Origin of the sequence: Priestia aryabhattai (assembly GCF_023715685.1) — a bacterium.
GTDB classification, from domain to species: domain Bacteria; phylum Bacillota; class Bacilli; order Bacillales; family Bacillaceae_H; genus Priestia; species Priestia aryabhattai_B.
In genome coordinates this window covers 1,131,317-1,146,895 of the sequence record NZ_JAMBOQ010000001.1, presented here as the reverse complement: position 1 = coordinate 1,146,895, position 15,579 = coordinate 1,131,317, and the positions used below count along the sequence as shown (strand labels likewise).

Genomic DNA, 15,579 nt, shown 5'->3' with positions numbered 1-15,579 from the left:
TATATAGGAGGAAATTTGAATGCGTAAAACTAAAATTGTATGTACTATTGGACCAGCGAGTGAAAGTGTAGAAAAATTAGTTGAACTAATTAACTCAGGCTTAAACGTTTGTCGTCTAAACTTCTCTCACGGTGACTTTGAAGAGCACGGTGCACGTATTGTTAACATTCGTGAAGCTGCGAAACAAACAGGTAAAACAGTAGGTATCTTACTTGATACAAAAGGACCTGAAATTCGTACAAACACAATGGAAAATGGTGCAATTGAGTTAGAAGAAGGCTCTGAAATCATTGTTTCTATGACAGAAGTAGTGGGAACAACTGAAAAATTCTCAATTACATATCCAGGTCTAATTGATGACGTACACGTAGGATCAAAAATTCTTTTAGATGACGGTTTAATCGGTCTTGAAGTACTAGACGTCAATAAAACTGATGGTGAAATTAAAACAAAAGTACTTAACCCTGGTACATTAAAAAATAAAAAAGGTGTAAACGTGCCAAACGTAAGTGTAAACCTTCCTGGTATCACTGAAAAAGATGCAAACGATATTGTATTCGGTATCGAACAAGGCATTGATTTTATCGCTGCTTCTTTTGTGCGTCGCGCATCTGATGTATTAGAAATTCGTGAACTACTAGAAAAACACAATGCAGCTCACATTCAAATCATCTCAAAAATCGAAAACCAAGAAGGCGTAGATAACATCAAAGAAATTCTTGAAGTTTCAGACGGCTTAATGGTTGCTCGTGGTGACTTAGGAGTAGAAATTCCTGCTGAAGAAGTACCATTAGTACAAAAAGATCTAATCAAACAATGTAACGCGCTTGGCAAACCAGTTATTACAGCTACACAAATGCTTGATTCAATGCAACGCAACCCGCGCCCGACTCGTGCGGAAGCAAGTGACGTTGCCAATGCCATCTTTGATGGTACAGATGCAATTATGTTATCTGGTGAAACAGCTGCAGGTTCTTACCCAGTTGAAGCTGTACAAACAATGCATTCAATCGCTTCTCGTGCTGAGCAAGCTCTAAACTACTCTGAGATTTTACAACAGCGTAGCAAGCAAGTTGGCCCATCTATTACAGATGCAATCGGACAATCTGTTGTACACACAGCGCTTAACTTAAATGCTAGTGCAATCGTAGCGCCAACAGAAAGTGGTTATACAGCGAAAATCGTTTCTAAATATCGTCCGCAATCTCCAATCGTAGCTGTTGCAGCAAACGATTCTGTTGCACGTCGTCTTTCTCTAGTATGGGGTGTTACACCAGTTGTTGGTGAGCGCGTAAGTACAATTGACGATATGTTAGATCACGCTGTAAATGACGCAGTAAAAACAGGCGTTGTAGCACACGGCGACTTAGTTGTTATTACTGCTGGTGTTCCGGTTGGAGAATCAGGTGCAACGAACTTAATGAAAGTTCAAGTTGTAGGTGACGTTCTTGCTAAAGGACAAGGAATCGGTCGTAAAGCAGCAGTTGGTAAAGTAGTTATTGCTAAAAATGCTGAAGAAGCAAATGCAAAAATGACTGAAGGTGCTATCCTTGTTACAAACAGCACAGATCGCGATATGATTAGTGCAATTGAAAAAGCAGGGGCTCTTATTACAGAAGAAGGCGGTCTAACAAGCCATGCAGCTGTAGTAGGATTAAACTTAAGCATTCCTGTCATTGTAGGCGTAGAAAACGCAACAAGCGTATTCTCAGAAGATCAAGATATTACAGTTGATGCTTCACGTGGTGTTGTATACAACGGACACGCAAGCGTACTGTAAGAACACGTAGATGATAGAAAAAAGAGAAGGGGAATCCTTCTCTTTTTGTTTAGGCAATTCAATAAGCGAAGAGGTGATGATGGTGAGGAAGCTTCTTCCGCTCCTTCTTATTGTACCTGCTGTTGAGGTAATGATTTTGATTTATTCAAGTCATCTCATTGGTGTAATGTCAACATTTTTACTGATTATTGCTACCAGTTTTATTGGTGCGTTTCTAGCGAAAAAACAAGGAACATTTCTTTTTCAAAAAGCACAGCGTCAGATGAGCCAGGGACATGTTCCGAGCAGTGAAATCCTTGATGGTATGTGTGTACTATTTGGCGGGCTGTTTCTGCTGTTTCCAGGCTTCTTGACAGATGTTGTAGGCTTTATCTTTTTACTGCCGTTTACACGCAGAATCGTTAAGCCTTTTCTTTTAATGTGGTTAAGAAGATTTTTTCAAGGACGTAATCGAATGACGATTATTCGTTAACTAGAAAGTGTGTGAAAGAGGCTTCTTTCACACACTTTCTTCATTTTCCTATAATAAATTGCCACGTTTCTTTAAAAACCCCCGTTGTATGAAGTGTTTTTAGAATAACAAGAATAACAGGGCCAACTATTAATCCAAAAAATCCAATCAATTGGTATCCTACAAATAAAGCAATTAATGTAGCAAGAGGATCGAGACCAATGCTTGACGACAGAATCTTGGGTTCCATAATTTGTCGCTGCACAAGTACTACAGCATATAGTACCGAAAGCCCTACAGCAAATGACACGTTATCCGTTGCAAACGCATAAATCATCCAAGGAACGAAAATCAGTCCTGTTCCGAGGTAAGGAAGAATATCTACTAAGCCGATTAATAAAGCGACTGTAATAGCATAATCAACCCTAAGAATAAGTAAACCAAAAAGAACGATGATTGTGGTAATCGAAATAAGCGTAAGCTGAGCTTTAATAAAACCAAATAGTGCATTTTTAAGCTCCACAACAACTGTTTGTCCATTTTCTCTTACTTTTTTAGGAATAAATACACTGCTTTTAGTCATCAGCATGTACCAATCTTTACTAATAAAAAAAGTAGCCAGCAATGAAAAAATAATCACAGTAGCCGCATTAGGCAATACAGATAAAAGTACAGGGATGCTTTGCAATACATTTTGCAGAAAATCGCCCACCGTTTGAGCGATATGGTTGCCTACCCCTTTAATGTTCGATAAAATAGTTGCTTGCTGACCGGTATTTAAGTTATTAAACATAGAAGTAATGCGTTCATAAAACGGAAGTATTTGTTCTGTAGCAATATTTTCAATAAATATAACCACTTCTTTGAAATTTGTGGGAACAACTTTTGCTAAATACGTACTTCCTGCAATGATTTCTGTGATAAGTAACGTAATAAGTCCGGCCAAAAGAGAGAAGATAAGAACCATTGATAGTAAAACAGCTAAGTAGCGGGGTAAGCGCAGCTTCAATTCAAATAGATTAACCATAGGATTTATAAAAAAAGCGATGCAGCAGGCGATAATAAATGGATATATGAGAGAAGAGACATAATAACTAAGAAATATAGATGCTGCAATAATTACCAACACACAAGCTAAGCGAAATAGTCGATGTAAATGAAGCTTGTACACAATAAATAGAGGCCTCCTTGTAAACGATAGTCAACAAAAGAAAAAGCTACTCATAAAATATTTACGTAATACGCTTTAGATTTATCACAATAAAAAAGAAAGGATGAGTAAAATGTTCTCACAACCTATGCTTTTTTTAGCTGTTTTACTCGTAATTGGATTAGTGGCTAAAAATCAATCATTAATCATTGCAGTTGCATTTTTACTTATTTTAAAATTAATCGGGTTAGACAGTAAGGTTTTTCCGTTTTTACAATCAAAAGGAATTAATATTGGAGTAACGGTTATTACAATTGCCGTTCTTGTGCCAATTGCAACAGGAGACATAGGGTTCAAACAATTAGGAGAAGCCGTGAAATCTTCTTATGCTTGGATTGCTCTAGGAGCCGGAATCGCTGTAGCAATTATTGCCAAATATGGGCTTACGCTCTTAGAAGATGATCCGCATATTACGACCGCTTTAGTTTTTGGCACAATTCTTGCTGTGGCGCTGTTTCAAGGGGTAGCAGTAGGTCCGTTAATTGGTGCTGGAATTGCTTATTTATTTATGAAATTAACTGAACTTTTTTCGTAGAAATTTTTGTATAATAATAATTTTTTTAAAATTTCTTCTCTCTTTTGATTCACAAAAGTCAGATAATTGTTTATAATATATTTTGAGGCCGCATCTTTTTACATACAATTGTATGTTTTACCTATAGGGCTGTAACAAAGCAATGACACATGCAGATGTTTTAATTTTGTGTGTTATTGAAACAAATGGAAATGTAAGCATTTTCTTTACGTGGGGTGAAGGAATGTTCTTCCAAGATATATATTCAAAAGAGGCGCTTCGTATATCATTTAATGTCTAGTTGAGCAGAGGCTCAATTTTGTTTTTCACGTTTTACACAGAAAGGTATGGGGAATTTTTTCTGTAAAGGAGTGGAGATTTATGACAGCAACTCGAGGTCTAGAAGGGGTAGTCGCTACAACGTCAGCAGTAAGTTCAATTATTGATGACACTTTAACATATCAAGGCTACAATATTGATGATTTAGCGAATTATGCAACATTTGAAGAAGTGGTGTATTTACTATGGCACGGAAAATTACCTAATAAAGAAGAATTATCTGTGTTTTCTAGATTACTAGCAGAAAACGCTAAATTACCCCAAGAAGTCTTAAATCATTTCAAAACTTATCCAATTCAAGATGTTCATCCAATGGCAGCTTTAAGAACAGTCGTATCACTATTGGGGTTGTACGATCCTGAAGCTGATTTAATGGATGAAGAAGCAAATTATCGCAAAGCTGTTCGTTTGCAAGCACAATTACCAACAGTGGTGACTGCTTTTTCAAGAGTTCGCAACGGATTAGAGCCAATTGAGCCAAACGAAAATTATAGCATTGCCGCTAACTTTTTATATATGTTAACCGGCGAAGAGCCAACTGATATCCAGGTAGAAGCGTTTGATAAAGCACTTGTCTTACACGCTGACCATGAGCTAAATGCTTCAACTTTTACAGCGCGTGTCTGTGTGGCAACATTATCCGATATTTATTCAGGAATTACAGCCGCTATTGGGGCGTTAAAGGGTCCTCTTCACGGAGGAGCGAATGAAGCTGTTATGAAAATGTTGTCTGACATTCAAACAGTTGAAAATGCAGAACCTTACATTCGCGAAAAGCTCGCGAAAAAAGAAAAGATTATGGGATTTGGACATCGTGTGTATCAGCAGGGTGATCCTCGTGCCAAGCACTTGAAAGAAATGTCTGAAAAACTTACAAAACAAGCAGGAGATACAACGCTATACGATATGTCAGTGAAAATTGAGGAAATCGTAACAGGCGAGAAAAAGCTTCCGCCAAACGTTGATTTCTATTCAGCTTCTGTATACCACAGCTTAGGTATTGATCACGATTTATTTACTCCGATTTTTGCCGTAAGCCGCGTATCAGGATGGATTGCTCACGTTTTAGAGCAGTATTCAAACAATCGTTTGATTCGTCCAAGAGCTGATTATATCGGTCCTGGAAAACAAACGTACATTCCGCTTGAAGAGCGCAGCTAAACAATGTGACGAAGGTGCTCACGTTCGTTGAGCACTTTTCCATAAGTGAAAGTAGACAAATTTTTTAAGGAGGTCATTCTCATGACAAAAGGTGAACAAATTTCTGTAGCAAACGGCGTTTTAAACGTACCAAATAACCCAATTATTCCATTTATCGAAGGTGACGGAATTGGTCCGGATATCTGGGCAGCAGCTTCCCGCGTATTAGAAGCAGCAGTTGCAAAAGCATACAATGGTGAAAAAGAAATCGTTTGGAAAGAAGTATTAGCAGGTGAAAAAGCATTTAATCAAACTGGCGAATGGTTACCGGAAGAAACGTTAGATGCAATTCGCGAATACATAATTGCAATCAAAGGACCATTAACGACACCAGTAGGCGGTGGAATTCGTTCTCTAAACGTGGCATTGCGTCAAGAATTAGACTTATTTACATGCTTACGTCCTGTTCGTTACTTTGAAGGTGTACCTTCTCCAATTAAGCGCCCAGAAGATACAGATATGGTTATCTTCCGTGAAAATACTGAAGATATTTATGCTGGTATTGAATATGCAAAGGGTTCTGAAGAAGTACAAAAGCTTATTTCATTCCTACAAACGGAATTAGGCGTAAATAAAATCCGTTTCCCTGAAACTTCTGGATTAGGTATTAAGCCTATTTCTTCTGAAGGAACAGAGCGTCTTGTGCGTGCAGCAATCAACTATGCAATTGAACAAGGCCGTAAGTCTGTTACGCTGGTACACAAAGGTAACATTATGAAATATACAGAAGGCGCATTTAAAAATTGGGGCTATGAGCTAGCTGAAAAAGAATTCGGCGATAAAGTATTTACTTGGGCTCAATATGACCGCATCGTTGAAAAAGAAGGTGCACAGGCTGCAAACAAAGCTCAAGCAGAAGCGGAAGCAGCAGGAAAAATTATTGTAAAAGATTCAATTGCAGATATCTTCTTACAACAAATTTTAACTCGTCCACGTGAATTCGATGTAGTAGCAACAATGAATTTAAATGGAGATTACATTTCAGATGCATTAGCGGCACAAGTTGGCGGTATCGGAATTGCTCCAGGAGCAAATATCAACTACGAAACTGGACATGCTATCTTTGAAGCAACTCACGGTACAGCACCTAAATATGCTGGTTTAGATAAAGTAAACCCATCTTCTGTATTATTATCAGGTGTGTTAATGCTTGAACACCTTGGCTGGAATGAAGCAGCGGATTTAATCATGAAATCAATGGAAAAAACAATTGCTTCAAAAGTAGTAACATATGATTTCGCACGTTTAATGGACGGCGCAACAGAAGTGAAGTGTTCAGAGTTTGCTGATGAATTAATTAGCAATCTAGGAAAACAAGTAACAGTTTAATAGCTATTCATTTAGGGGAGGAATTATAATGGCAAATATGCGTAAAAAAGTATCTGTTATCGGAGCGGGCTTTACGGGAGCTACAACTGCTTTTTTAATTGGTCAAAAAGAATTAGCCGATGTTGTATTAGTTGATATTCCGCAATTAGAAAATCCAGCTAAAGGTAAAGCGCTGGATATGTTAGAAGCAAGTCCTGTACAAGGCTTTGATGCTAACATTACAGGAACAGCCAACTACGAAGACACAGCTGATTCTGACATTGTCATTATTACAGCTGGTATCGCGCGTAAGCCAGGTATGAGTCGCGATGATTTAGTAACAACGAACCAAAAAATCATGAAGTCTGTTACTCAAGAAGTTGTTAAATACTCACCTAACTGTCACATTATCGTGTTAACAAATCCGGTGGATGCTATGACGTACACAGTATTTAAAGAATCTGGCTTTCCTAAAAACCGCGTAATCGGTCAATCAGGCGTATTAGATTCTGCACGTTTCCGTACGTTTGTAGCGCAGGAGTTAAACATTTCAGTGAAAGATATCACAGGTTTTGTACTTGGTGGACATGGAGATGACATGGTACCTCTTGTACGCTACTCATATGCTGGCGGTATTCCTCTTGAAACGCTTATTCCAAAAGCGCGCCTTGAAGCAATTGTTGAAAGAACACGCAAAGGCGGCGGCGAGATCGTTAACTTATTAGGTAACGGAAGTGCGTACTACGCTCCTGCTGCTTCTTTAGTGGAAATGACAGAAGCGATCTTAAAAGATCAGCGTCGCATTTTACCAGCGATTGCTTACCTAGAGGGTGAATATGGTTATAACGGCATCTACTTAGGTGTTCCAACCGTATTAGGAGCTGCAGGAATTGAGCAAGTAATTGAATTAGAACTTACTGATTCTGAAAAAGCTTCGTTAGATCAATCAGCAAAATCAGTCAAAACTGTCATGGGTGTATTAGCTTAATACAATAAAATAGGTTTGAGTATAGGTTTTTATAGATATTCAAACAATAGTCACAAGGAAAATTCGAGGGAAACCTCGAATTTTTCTTGTATACAGAGAAAGAAAATCTATTACTTTATACAAAAGGTGGAATGATGATGGTATTAGGTAAAAAACAAAAAATAGGTCGAAGTATTGAAGACATCAAAGTTGGAGAGAAGTTAACGCTGACTGAACGAATTGAAGATAAAGATATCTTGTTGTACTTAGGACTGACAAATGATTCTAACCCTTTATACATTCAACATGATTACGCATCTCAGACACCTTTTAAAAAACCTATTGTACCAAGCATTATGATTACCGGTATTATGACAGCAGCCATTTCAAAGTATTTACCCGGACCCGGAAGCCACGTTGCAGAACATACGGTTGCCTTTCCTAAAAAAATTCATCATTATAGCACAATCGAATTTTTATTCGAAGTGACAGAAGTAGATATTTCTTCTAAAACTGTTACGATTGAAGTGGAAGCAGTTAATGAGCAAAAAGAGAAAGTAGTAACGGCACAGTTTCTTGTGCATCCGCCGTTTAGGCTTCCATCAGTAGAAACACATGATTTTGAGAATTTTTAAAACACCTTAAATATTTATAAGTATAGAAGAAACTCTTTGGCCATATTTTCTGAAAATGTTGAAATGTATTGGAGAACGAGGCTAAAACATTGTATGATAAGAGAAGATAAATAGAAAATAATATCATTTGGATGAAGCTGCGGTTTAATTTAACTAGATGGAGGCTTATATCGTTAATATGAGTAAGAAATTATTAGTCGTAGATGATGAACAATCAATTTCAACATTATTACAATATAATTTACAACAAGCTGGTTTTACAGTAGAAACAGCTGAAGACGGGGAAGAAGGATACAACAAAGCACTAGAAGGAAAACCGAATTTAATTGTGTTAGATTTGATGCTTCCTAAAATGGATGGAATTGAAGTTTGTAAAAAGCTTCGTCAGCAAAAAGTGATGACGCCTATTTTAATGTTAACTGCAAAAGACGATGAGTTTGACAAGGTATTAGGGTTAGAGCTTGGCGCAGATGACTACATGACTAAACCATTTAGCCCTCGAGAAGTAGTAGCGCGTGTAAAAGCCATTTTACGCAGAACACAAATTATTGCTCAGGAAAATGAACAAGAGGAAGACGGCGAACGCATCATGATTGGTGATTTGAAAATTCTTCCAGATCATTACGAGGCATATTTTAATCAAGAGCAGCTTGAGCTTACTCCTAAAGAATTCGAGTTATTATTATATTTGGCAAAATACAAAGGGCGGGTATTAACTCGTGATCAGCTGCTAAGTGCAGTGTGGAATTATGATTTTGCCGGAGATACGCGAATTGTAGATGTGCACATCAGCCATTTGCGTGAGAAAATTGAACATAACACGCGAAAACCTGTTTATATAAAAACGATTAGAGGATTAGGGTATAAGCTGGAGGAACCAAAGGTAGATGAATAAATTTCGTTCAAGGCTACTTTTGGCTCTATTAGTACTTATCATTATTGTATTAGTAGGTCTTGGCCTGCTGCTGGGGCAGTTGTTTAAAAACTTTTATTTTCAGACGTTTCAAGAGCGAATGGAAAAAGAAGCAAAGCTTGTGGAAATGTATATTAGCGAAGAAGGCATCACAAGTCCTGCTTTAAAATCTAAAGTTGATCAAATCAGCAATTCGTTAAGTGTACGAACGACTGTCGTTCAAAAAGACGGAAAAATATTAGTTGACTCAAATCCAGGTAGCAAGCAGCAAAGAATCGAAAAAAGTATCGTAATCCAACAAGTGTTGAAAAAGCAGTTAAACAGTAAAAAAAGCTTTGATCAAATTAAAGAAGATTACGACTTATATTACTATGGTATTCCGCTTATTATAGAAGGTAAGCAAGAGGGATTTGTTGTGCTGAGTACATCGTTTGATTCATTAAAACAAGTAAATCAGCAAATCTGGGGCCTTCTTATTGGAAGCTTAGGTCTAGCTTTGATTGTGATTTTACTCTTAGGTGTAAAGATTATGGGGCGCTATACCCGTCCTATTGAATCGGCAACCAAGGTGGCTATGGAACTTGCAAAAGGGAATTATAAAGCTCGTACATATGAAGATTATGTAGATGAAACGGGTATGCTGAGTCAGTCTATTAACGCACTTGCTCGTAATCTGCAAGAGTCTATCACTAATCAGGAAATGCAGCAGGACAGGCTGCGCACGCTAATTGAAAATATGGGAAGCGGCATGCTTCTCATCGATAGTCGAGGCTATATAAACTTAGTGAATCGAGCTTATAAAGAGCAGTTTCATATACATCCGGACGACTTCCTTTATCATTTGTATTACGAGGTATTTGAGCACAAAGAAATCATTAAACTTGTGGAAAAGATATTTATGACGGAAGTAAAGGTTCGAAAACAAGTGGTTCTGCCTTTAAATATTGAACGAAGGTATTTTGATGTTTACGGAGCGCCGATTATTGGCTTAAACGATGAATGGAAAGGCATTGTGCTTGTTTTCCATGATATTACCGAGCTGAAAAAACTAGAACAAGTTCGCCGTGACTTTGTAGCGAATGTGTCTCATGAACTAAAAACCCCTATTACATCCATTAAAGGGTTTAGTGAGACATTATTAGACGGTGCCATGGAAGATCCGCAGCTGCGACAGCAGTTTCTATCTATTATTCTAACGGAAAGTCAGCGCATGGAGAGTTTGATTCAAGATCTTTTAGATTTGTCTAAAGTTGAACAGCAAGGGTTTAAACTAAGCATTCATTCAGTAGATCTGAATACACTTCTTTACGAAGTCACCACAGTGCTATCAAACCGAGCGACTGAAAAAGAAATCACGCTAACGTTAGATACGCTTCCTGAAGAAGCGTGGATTGATGGTGACAGTCAGCGCCTTATGCAAGTGTTTGTTAACTTAATTGGCAATGCGCTCATGTATACAATGCCTGGAGGAACCGTTCACATTTCGCTTGAAGAGGAAGAAGCAACGATTACGGTTCATATTCAAGATACAGGTATCGGTATTGATGCCGATGAAATTTCACGTATTTTTGAGCGCTTTTACCGAGTAGATAAAGCAAGAAGCCGTAATTCCGGAGGAACAGGTCTTGGGTTAGCAATTGTTAAACACCTTGTTGAAGCTCATAAAGGGGAAATTGAAGTGAAAAGTGAAGTCAACAAAGGGACAACTTTTTCGGTGAGGCTGCACAAGTATTTGCCGCAGATGTAAAATGTTTACGTTCCTTTTACAATTTATTTAATGTAGCTTAATAAATAATTGATACAATTTTTCATGGAAACCCCTTCATCCAAGGAGCCAATATGTAAGGCGAAGATAGCTTTAACCGTGCTATTTTCGCCGATTCTTTTTGACAATTTTTATCCACTCACATGTTACACCGCCTAGAATGACTAGGCGGTGTTTTTATTTTATGATGTATAGATCTTATCACCATATGAAAATAAAACGTTGAATTCAAGAGTACTTTTTGTCCTTAAAGCTTATTGTTTGCTAAAATAAAGGTAAGATAAGAAGAGAGCGAAATGGAGGAACATGAATGACACAAAAACTAGTATTAATTGACGGGAATAGTATTGCCTACCGTGCATTTTTTGCTTTGCCGCTTTTAAACAATGATAAAGGAATACATACAAATGCCATATATGGCTTTACCACAATGCTGACACGTATCTTAGAGGAAGAGAAGCCAACGCATTTACTGGTGGCTTTTGATGCAGGGAAAACAACGTTTCGTCACAAAACATTTACAGAATATAAAGGAGGCAGACAAAAGACACCTCCTGAACTTTCAGAGCAGTTTCCCTTTATTCGTGAGTTATTAGATGCATATGGGATTAAGCGCTATGAACTGCCTGATTATGAAGCAGATGATATTATCGGTACACTTTCAAAGCAAGCTGAACAAAAAGGAATGGCCGTAAAAGTCATTTCTGGGGATAAAGATTTACTTCAGCTTGTGTCAGAGCATGTAACCGTAGATATTACGAGAAAAGGGATTACAGATGTCGATTCATATACGCCTGCAGCCATTGATGAAAAGTATGGTATTACGGCTGCACAAATCATTGATATGAAAGGTCTTATGGGGGACAGCTCGGATAATATCCCAGGTGTGCCCGGAGTCGGGGAAAAAACAGCCTTAAAGCTATTAAAAGAGTTTGAAACGGTTGAAAATGTATTGCAATCTATCGATCAAGTCAGCGGTAAAAAATTAAAAGAAAAGCTAGAAGATAATCGTGAATCAGCCATCATGAGTAAAAAGCTTGCAACTATTTATTGCGAAGCGCCTCTTGAAGTATCTGTAGAAGATGTAAAGTATGACGGGTTTGAACCTTCAAAGGTCATCTCTTTATTTAAAGAGCTTGGGTTTAGTTCTCTGCTTGCTAAATTTGGTGAATCAGCAGAAGAGGAAGTAGATTTTGAAGAACTGACGTTTGAAATAGCGCAGGAAGTTCACGATGATATGTTAACAAGCGAAGCAGCTCTGATCGTAGAAGGTTATGAAGAAAACTATCATCACAACCAGCTGCTCGGTTTTGGAATCAGCAATAAAAATGGCCACTATTTTATTGATAAAGATACAGCCCTTTCATCTTCTAAATTTAAAGCATGGTTAGAAGATGAACGTGTAAAAAAGACGGTGTTTAATGGAAAACGTACGATTGTATCGTTAAAATGGGCGGGTCATGAAATAAAAGGAATTGAACATGATGTAATGATTGCTTCTTACATCTTAAATCCTGCTGAGGCAAATGATGACCTAGCGACAATTGCAAAATTAAAAGGATATCATCAAGTGCAATCAGATGAAGCTGTGTATGGGAAGGGAGCTAAGCGAAGCATTGCGGAAGCTGATCAGCTAGCTGAGCATGTTATAAGAAAAGCAGCCGCTGTAGCTTATTTAAAAGAAATGTTAGAAAAAGAATTAGTTGAAAATGAACAGTTTGAGCTGTTTGAAAAGCTTGAAATGCCTCTTGCCATTGTCCTTGCTAATATGGAATATCAAGGGGTGAAAATTGACCGTGCGCGTTTGGATGAAATGGGCGAAGATCTCCGAGAACAGCTTGAAAAAATTGAAGCGAAAATCTACGAATATGCTGGACAAGAATTCAATATTAATTCACCAAAGCAGCTAGGAGTTGTTCTTTTTGAAAAAATGCAGCTTCCAGTCATAAAGAAAACAAAAACAGGCTATTCCACATCAGCTGATGTATTAGAGCAATTAGCTAGTACCCATGATATTATCCCAGAGATTTTACAGTACCGTCAGCTAGGAAAATTACAGTCTACGTATATTGAGGGATTAAAAAAGGTTATTCATGAAAGCGATGGAAAAGTTCATACACGCTTTAATCAAACGTTAACTCAAACGGGAAGGTTAAGTTCAGTAGATCCTAACTTGCAAAACATACCGATTCGTCTTGAAGAAGGTAAAAAAATAAGAGGCGCATTCGTACCTTCACAGCCTGATTGGTTAATATTTGCGGCGGATTATTCACAAATTGAGCTGCGCGTACTGGCTCATATTGCAGATGATGAAAAGCTAATTGATGCGTTTAAGCATGACTTAGATATTCATACGAAAACAGCGATGGATGTGTTTCACGTCGAAAGAGAAGAAGTAACGTCGAATATGCGCCGTCAGGCTAAAGCAGTGAATTTTGGAATCGTCTACGGCATCAGTGATTACGGTTTATCGCAAAGTTTAGGAATTACAAGAAAAGCAGCGGCTACTTTTATTGAACGCTATTTAAAAAGCTTCCCGGGTGTACAGGAGTATATGGATACGATTGTACGCGATGCAAAAGAAAAGGGATATGTAACAACGCTCTTGCATCGCCGACGTTACTTGCCTGAAATCACAAGCCGAAACTTTAACCTCCGCAGCTTCGCTGAGCGTACGGCTATGAATACGCCTATCCAAGGGACAGCAGCTGATATTATTAAAAAAGCAATGATTGAAATGGATAAGCGCTTAAAAGATGAAAATCTTCAGGCAAAGCTACTGCTTCAAGTACACGATGAGCTGATTTTTGAAGCCCCAGAAGAAGAAATTAAAATTTTAGAGAAAATCGTACCAGAAGTAATGGAGCACGCTTTAGAGCTAGAAGTTCCGTTGAAAGTAGATTATTCTTACGGAAAGACTTGGTACGAAGCAAAGTAGTGGAAAAAGGATGTGACAAACGTGCCAGAATTACCAGAAGTTGAAACCGTCAGACGTACGTTGATTGAATTAGCCAGTGGTAAGACCATTGAGCGTGTAACCGTTAAATGGCCTAATATTATCAAACGTCCTGAGCAAGTTGAGCAGTTTTGTGACGCGCTTGTTGGACAAACCATTCGAGATGTTGAACGCAGAGGTAAATTTTTGAAAATTGTACTCGATGATTATACGATGGTTTCTCATTTGCGTATGGAAGGGAAATATGCTCTCCATGAGAATGCAGAAGAACCAGATAAGCATGTACACGTCTTTTTTCACTTCACGGATGGAACGGAATTGCGATACCGGGATGTAAGGAAGTTTGGTACCATGCACTTATTTAAAAAAGGAGAGGAAGATCTGTTTCCTCCTCTTATTGGCCTTGGACCTGAACCGTTTGACGAAACATTTAATCCAAGTCAATTAAAAATGCGAATCGGCAAAACGTCTCGAAAAATCAAGCCGGTTTTACTCGATCAAAATGTCGTTGTGGGGCTTGGGAATATTTATGTAGATGAAGCACTATTTCGCGCAGGAATTCATCCTGAACGAGTGGCCAGCCAATTAACAGACGAAGAGTATGAAAAATTGTATGAAGAAATTGTAGCAACCCTTCAAGAAGCTGTGAAACAAGGGGGCAGCACAATTCGCACGTATGTAAACACACAGGGACAAATAGGCATGTTTCAGCAGCAGCTTTACGTGTACGGAAGAAAAGGCGAATCCTGTAAAATTTGCGGTACCCCAATTGAAAAATTTGTTGTAGGCGGTAGAGGAACACATATCTGCCCAAATTGTCAGCCGGCTAAAAAATAACAATGGATGGGCTCCTTTCATATACTACGTATAGACAGAAAGGAAAGGAGTCCTCTCATCATGATAACATTTTCTTTACTTATTCTTGCTTTTGCCGTAAGTCTTGACAGCTTTAGCGTTGGCCTGACATACGGACTTCGAAAGGTGAAAATCCCGCTGAAATCCATTTTTATTATTTCATGTTGCTCAGCATTTTCTTTAATGTTTTCTATGTTTTTAGGAAAAGTACTTACGCATCTATTTTCGGTGGATGTACTAAATAAAGTAGGCGGAGGTATTCTTGTTCTACTTGGAATGTGGATTTTATACCAGTTTTTTTGTCCGGCAGATTCATCTCGAGTGAAAGAAGAAAAAACATTAATGAAAATTGAAATTAAGTCGATTGGCTTAGTCATTAACGTATTGAAAAAACCGACGGCAGCAGATTTAGATAATTCAGGTTCCATCACTGGGATTGAAGCATTTATACTTGGAATTGCATTATCTCTTGATGCATTTGGAGCAGGGTTTGGAGCAGCTTTATTAGGTTATTCGCCGTATGCTTTAGCAATTGCTGTAGCTCTTATGAGCTCACTTTTTTTAAGTGCTGGCATACAGTTTGGCAAGGTTTTTTCACGTTTATCATGGATGAAAATGTTTTCCTTTTTACCGGGAGTTCTGCTTATTATTTTAGGTATTTTTAGATTTTAAATAAAGCGATAAAG

Annotated in this window: 13 protein-coding genes; 12 read left to right on the top strand and 1 reads right to left on the bottom strand. The window is 38.0% G+C overall.

Annotated elements, in window-relative coordinates; all coding sequences use genetic code 11:
• The first annotated feature begins 19 nt into the window (after positions 1–19).
• Both pyk and M3225_RS05915 read left to right on the top strand, forming a co-directional pair.
• Complete coding sequence (pyk, locus tag M3225_RS05920; protein ID WP_251391656.1) at positions 20–1,780, top strand: pyruvate kinase; 1,761 nt, start codon at positions 20–22, stop codon at positions 1,778–1,780.
• 79 nt (positions 1,781–1,859) lie between these two features.
• Positions 1,860–2,252 carry an FxsA family protein gene (locus M3225_RS05915; RefSeq protein WP_251391654.1) on the top strand — a complete coding sequence of 131 codons (393 nt, stop codon included), beginning with the start codon at positions 1,860–1,862 and terminating at the stop codon, positions 2,250–2,252.
• 40 nt (positions 2,253–2,292) lie between these two features.
• On the opposite strand, the gene ytvI is transcribed toward M3225_RS05915, so the two are convergent.
• Entirely contained in the window at positions 2,293–3,402 is a 1,110-nt protein-coding gene (gene ytvI / locus M3225_RS05910) for a sporulation integral membrane protein YtvI (RefSeq protein WP_251391653.1), read from the bottom strand.
• Positions 3,403–3,514: 112 nt separating this feature from the next.
• Between ytvI and M3225_RS05905 the strand changes: the two genes are divergently transcribed.
• The 10 genes from M3225_RS05905 to ytaF all read left to right on the top strand — a co-directional run bounded on the left by M3225_RS05905 (position 3,515) and on the right by ytaF (position 15,565).
• Positions 3,515–3,976 (top strand): DUF441 domain-containing protein, encoded by a 462-nt coding sequence (locus M3225_RS05905; RefSeq protein WP_033579620.1) that lies wholly within the window; start codon positions 3,515–3,517, stop codon positions 3,974–3,976.
• A 360-nt stretch (positions 3,977–4,336) separates the two neighbouring features.
• Entirely contained in the window at positions 4,337–5,455 is a 1,119-nt protein-coding gene (gene citZ / locus M3225_RS05900) for a citrate synthase (protein WP_251391652.1), read from the top strand.
• A gap of 75 nt (positions 5,456–5,530) precedes the next feature.
• Entirely contained in the window at positions 5,531–6,823 is a 1,293-nt protein-coding gene (icd, locus tag M3225_RS05895) for an NADP-dependent isocitrate dehydrogenase (protein WP_308215726.1), read from the top strand.
• 28 nt (positions 6,824–6,851) lie between these two features.
• Positions 6,852–7,790 (top strand): malate dehydrogenase, encoded by a 939-nt coding sequence (gene mdh / locus M3225_RS05890; RefSeq protein ID WP_013085194.1) that lies wholly within the window; start codon positions 6,852–6,854, stop codon positions 7,788–7,790.
• Positions 7,791–7,927: 137 nt separating this feature from the next.
• A complete protein-coding gene (locus tag M3225_RS05885; RefSeq protein ID WP_251391650.1) occupies positions 7,928–8,404 on the top strand; it encodes a MaoC family dehydratase in 477 nt (158 codons plus the stop codon).
• Between the two features lie 178 nt (positions 8,405–8,582).
• Positions 8,583–9,299 (top strand): response regulator transcription factor, encoded by a 717-nt coding sequence (locus M3225_RS05880; protein WP_251391649.1) that lies wholly within the window; start codon positions 8,583–8,585, stop codon positions 9,297–9,299.
• A complete protein-coding gene (pnpS, locus tag M3225_RS05875) occupies positions 9,292–11,064 on the top strand; it encodes a two-component system histidine kinase PnpS (protein ID WP_251391648.1) in 1,773 nt (590 codons plus the stop codon). Before M3225_RS05880 ends, pnpS begins: the two co-directional genes overlap by 8 nt.
• Positions 11,065–11,392: 328 nt before the next feature.
• Entirely contained in the window at positions 11,393–14,020 is a 2,628-nt protein-coding gene (gene polA / locus M3225_RS05870) for a DNA polymerase I (protein ID WP_251391647.1), read from the top strand.
• A gap of 21 nt (positions 14,021–14,041) precedes the next feature.
• Positions 14,042–14,875, top strand: a complete 834-nt coding sequence (gene mutM, locus M3225_RS05865; protein WP_251391646.1) for a DNA-formamidopyrimidine glycosylase — start codon at positions 14,042–14,044, stop codon at positions 14,873–14,875.
• Positions 14,876–14,935: 60 nt separating this feature from the next.
• Entirely contained in the window at positions 14,936–15,565 is a 630-nt protein-coding gene (gene ytaF, locus M3225_RS05860; protein WP_251391645.1) for a sporulation membrane protein YtaF, read from the top strand.
• The last annotated feature ends 14 nt before the right edge of the window (positions 15,566–15,579 follow it).

Coding starts and splice junctions, on each gene's coding strand:
- pyk (WP_251391656.1), top strand. CDS start 20: ATGCGTAAAACTAAAATTGTATGTACTATTGGACCAGCGAGTGAAAGT.
- M3225_RS05915 (WP_251391654.1), top strand. CDS start 1,860: ATGGTGAGGAAGCTTCTTCCGCTCCTTCTTATTGTACCTGCTGTTGAG.
- M3225_RS05905 (WP_033579620.1), top strand. CDS start 3,515: ATGTTCTCACAACCTATGCTTTTTTTAGCTGTTTTACTCGTAATTGGA.
- citZ (WP_251391652.1), top strand. CDS start 4,337: ATGACAGCAACTCGAGGTCTAGAAGGGGTAGTCGCTACAACGTCAGCA.
- mdh (WP_013085194.1), top strand. CDS start 6,852: ATGGCAAATATGCGTAAAAAAGTATCTGTTATCGGAGCGGGCTTTACG.
- M3225_RS05885 (WP_251391650.1), top strand. CDS start 7,928: ATGGTATTAGGTAAAAAACAAAAAATAGGTCGAAGTATTGAAGACATC.
- M3225_RS05880 (WP_251391649.1), top strand. CDS start 8,583: ATGAGTAAGAAATTATTAGTCGTAGATGATGAACAATCAATTTCAACA.
- pnpS (WP_251391648.1), top strand. CDS start 9,292: ATGAATAAATTTCGTTCAAGGCTACTTTTGGCTCTATTAGTACTTATC.
- polA (WP_251391647.1), top strand. CDS start 11,393: ATGACACAAAAACTAGTATTAATTGACGGGAATAGTATTGCCTACCGT.
- ytaF (WP_251391645.1), top strand. CDS start 14,936: ATGATAACATTTTCTTTACTTATTCTTGCTTTTGCCGTAAGTCTTGAC.